Annotated in this window: 1 protein-coding gene and 1 pseudogene; one reads left to right on the top strand and one right to left on the bottom strand. The window is 61.9% G+C overall.

Annotated features, from left to right (window positions below):
* Window positions 1-994 (top strand): annotated as a pseudogene (locus IF803_RS42355) (recombinase family protein); the annotation flags it as partial.
* Here the strand turns inward: IF803_RS42355 and IF803_RS42360 are convergent.
* Window positions 964-2,066 (bottom strand): IS3 family transposase gene (locus IF803_RS42360; RefSeq protein WP_461196144.1). Its coding sequence is split into 2 segments (ribosomal slippage): window positions 964-1,811 and window positions 1,811-2,066, totalling 1,104 coding nucleotides; the frame shifts between segments, so codons are not numbered across the junction. The pseudogene IF803_RS42355 and the gene IF803_RS42360 overlap by 31 nt on opposite strands.
* Window positions 2,067-2,562 lie beyond the last annotated feature (496 nt).

Here is a 2,562-nt window from a genome sequence, read left to right on the forward strand (position 1 = left end):
TGGCGGCCCTCTCTGCATCGCCTTCGGCGGATTACGCGTCGATGATGCAATCGAGGAAGCACTGCTTGGCGTTGTCGGCCCAGGCGCGATCGCCGCTGCAACCGCTGCTGCCAAGGAAGCCGAAGAACGACAGGATCAGGTGCGCGATGCTCTCAGTCGCGATCTGGAAGCGGCGCGCTATGCCGCAGAGCGGGCGTTCCGGCAATACGATGCCGCTGACCCCGCGAACCGGCTGGTGGCGAGTGAACTTGAAGCGCGCTGGAACAGCGCGCTCGCTCACACGGCGGAGGTCGAGGGCAAGATCGCCATGCATGCTGCGGCGACGCCCGCACCCATTGCTGATCCGGCTTCGCTCGGCGTTCTCGCCTCGAACCTCAAAACGGTCTGGGATGCGCCGACGACGGATGCTCGCCTCAAGAAGCGCATTGTACGCACCCTCGTCCATGAGGTCGTGGCCGATATCGACGACGCGGCCTCCGCGATCGTTCTCATCGTCCACTGGGTGGGTGGCGCTCACAGCGAGCTGCGCTTGCCCAAGCGTCGGCGCGGACAGCGCAACAGCACTTCTGCTGATATTATCCAAGCCGTGCATCAACTGGTGCTGATCGCCAGCGACAATCTGATTGCCGGCCTCCTCAACCGCAACGGCCTCAAGACGGGCAACGGCAATCGCTGGACCCGCGAGCGCGTCACATCGCTACGCACCTATCACCACATCCCGGTATTCAAGCCCGCCGATGACGGGATCGAGCCCTGGCTCAACCTTGGCAACGCCGCAAAACTCCTGAAGATCGCGCCCAAGACGCTCCGCCTGGCCGCTGAAGCCGGCGAGATCGAAGCCTCCCATCCGCTATCGGACGGCCCGTGGATCTTCGCCCGCGCCTCGCTGATCACAACTGCTGCTCAATCCATCGCCGAGCGAGCGCGACAGAACCCAAGATACCCCGCGGGATCGCATCCCAATCAACAAAGTCTCTTCCCTTCAACAACATAGACAGATGGGTGTTCTGATGCGCGGTTGTAAAAGTCTAGATACTGACCAATCGAACGTCGCGTGTCAGCAACGGTTTCGTAGGCTCGCAGATAGACCTCCTCGTATTTGACGCTGCGCCATAGCCGTTCGACGAACACGTTGTCCCGCCAGGCTCCCTTGCCGTCCATGCTGATCGCAATGCCATTGTCGGCGAGCACGCCGATAAAGGCCTGTCCGGTGAACTGCGAGCCCTGATCCGTGTTGAAGACATCCGGCTTGCCGTGACGAGCCAGGGCATCCTGAAGCGTCTCGACGCAGAATGCCGCCTCCATGGTGATCGATACGCGCCACGACAACACGCGGCGGCTGAACCAATCGAGCACAACCGCCAGATAGACGAAGCCGCGCGCCATCGGGATGTAGGTGATGTCCATCGCCCACACCTGGTTCGGCCGCGTGATCTCCATCCCGCGCAGCAGGTACGGGTAGATCTTATGGCCCGGCTCGGGCTTTGTCGTCCGTGGACGGCGATAAAGCGCTTCTATCCCCATCCGCCGCATCAGCGTCTTCACGTGCCGACGGCCGATCTTGCACCCCTGCAAAGCCAGCAGGCCTCGCAACATACGCGAACCGGCGAAGGGATACTCCAGGTGCAGCCGATCAAGACGCTGCATGATCTCGAGGTCGGCTGAAGAAACTGGACGCGGCAGATAATACACGCTGCCGCGGCTGATCTTCAAAACCTCTGCCTGCTTCGTGATCGACAGATCGTGCTCACGGTCGATCATCGCTTTGCGCTCAGCAATCCCGCCTTGGTGAGCGCTCCTTCTAAAAAATCGTTCTCCAGCGTCAACTCTCCGATCTTGGCGTGCAACGACTTCACGTCGATGGCGGGCGTGGCCGGTGTCCCACCTCCCGGTCCGAAAATATCGGAGGCGCTGCCCTCAAGCTGCGATTTCCAGGCCGTAATCTGATTGGGATGAACGTCGAAATGCTCCGCCAACTGGGCTATCGTGCGATCGCCCTTGACGGCGGCCAGCGCCACCTTCGCCTTGAAGGCCGGTGAGTGGTTCCGGCGCGGTCGTCTGCTCATGGTCTCTCCTGATTCGCAGGCTCAGCGTGCCCGCTGTCAGGCAGAAACTCCACTTATCGCCCTGTTCAAATTTGCGGAGCCGGCTCACTCTGACGGAAAGAACACCGAAGCCGCGTGCGCCGCCACGTCGTGGGCCGCATAGGATCCATGCCGGAGGAAGCCCTCAGTCATCAGCATCTTCACCTCAGCGTTTCGCGGTCACAGATGCACCAGGTCTCCGTCAGTCCGCGCTGGGCCGCGTAGCGGATGCGGAAATGTCTGCCGTATCGCACGCACATCGCGCTTCCCTGCAGCAGCGCCGTGCCTTCCCGTGGTGGTGATCGCGCGCCACCTCATATCCCGGACCGTTGGTCTTAAGAGCCCTGAGATTCTCTTGGAATCCCTCCCAGGGCGATCGCCCTAAGCTTCGCCGCACTGTTCTAGACCCTATGTTCGCCCTCTGAGGTGACGGGCGGCCCGCCCCGCGGCAAGCTCCTATCGAGGGTTGCGCCGGATG

This window comes from Bradyrhizobium sp. UFLA06-06 (assembly GCF_054820065.1).